This window comes from Streptomyces sp. NPDC055078, from assembly GCF_053607985.1.
In genome coordinates this window covers 1-1,448 of the sequence record NZ_JBSGUP010001094.1, presented here as the reverse complement: position 1 = coordinate 1,448, position 1,448 = coordinate 1, and the positions used below count along the sequence as shown (strand labels likewise).

1 rRNA gene is annotated in these 1,448 nt (G+C 56.2%); it reads left to right on the top strand.

What is annotated here, in order from left to right:
* Positions 1–1,393 (top strand): 23S ribosomal RNA (locus ACWF94_RS40415); the annotation flags it as partial.
* Positions 1,394–1,448 lie beyond the last annotated feature (55 nt).

The window sequence follows — 1,448 nt, the reverse complement described above, 5'->3', positions numbered from 1 at the left end:
CTGAGACCTGATGCCGAGCCGATTGTGGTGAAGTGGATGATCCTATGCTGTCGAGAAAAGCCTCTAGCGAGTTTCATGGCGGCCCGTACCCTAAACCGACTCAGGTGGTCAGGTAGAGAATACCGAGGCGTTCGGGTGAACTATGGTTAAGGAACTCGGCAAAATGCCCCCGTAACTTCGGGAGAAGGGGGGCCATTCCCGGTGATCACTCTTGCAGTGTGAGCTGGGGGTGGCCGCAGAGACCAGCGAGAAGCGACTGTTTACTAAAAACACAGGTCCGTGCGAAGCCGTAAGGCGATGTATACGGACTGACGCCTGCCCGGTGCTGGAACGTTAAGGGGACCGGTTAGTCACATTTCGGTGTGGCGAGGCTGAGAACTTAAGCGCCAGTAAACGGCGGTGGTAACTATAACCATCCTAAGGTAGCGAAATTCCTTGTCGGGTAAGTTCCGACCTGCACGAATGGCGTAACGACTTCTCGACTGTCTCAACCATAGGCCCGGTGAAATTGCACTACGAGTAAAGATGCTCGTTTCGCGCAGCAGGACGGAAAGACCCCGGGACCTTTACTACAGTTTGATATTGGTGTTCGGTTCGGCTTGTGTAGGATAGGTGGGAGACTGTGAAGTGGCCACGCCAGTGGTTGTGGAGTCGTTGTTGAAATACCACTCTGGTCGTGCTGGATGTCTAACCTGGGTCCGTGATCCGGATCAGGGACAGTGTCTGATGGGTAGTTTAACTGGGGCGGTTGCCTCCTAAAGGGTAACGGAGGCGCCCAAAGGTTCCCTCAGCCTGGTTGGTAATCAGGTGTTGAGTGTAAGTGCACAAGGGAGCTTGACTGTGAGACCGACGGGTCGAGCAGGGACGAAAGTCGGGACTAGTGATCCGGCGGTGGCTTGTGGAAGCGCCGTCGCTCAACGGATAAAAGGTACCCCGGGGATAACAGGCTGATCTTCCCCAAGAGTCCATATCGACGGGATGGTTTGGCACCTCGATGTCGGCTCGTCGCATCCTGGGGCTGGAGTCGGTCCCAAGGGTTGGGCTGTTCGCCCATTAAAGCGGTACGCGAGCTGGGTTTAGAACGTCGTGAGACAGTTCGGTCCCTATCCGCTGTGCGCGTAGGAGTCTTGAGAAGGGCTGTCCCTAGTACGAGAGGACCGGGACGGACGAACCTCTGGTGTGCCAGTTGTTCTGCCAAGGGCATGGCTGGTTGGCTACGTTCGGGAGGGATAACCGCTGAAAGCATCTAAGCGGGAAGCCTGCTTCGAGATGAGGACTCCCACCCCCGTTGAGGGGTTAAGGCTCCCAGGAGACTACTGGGTTGATAGGCCGGATCTGGAAGGTAGGTAACTACTGGAGGTGACCGGTACTAATAGGCCGAGGGCTTGACCATCGATTGCTCGCGTCCACTGTGTTGGTTCTGAAACCACGAACAACCGCACCCCCCA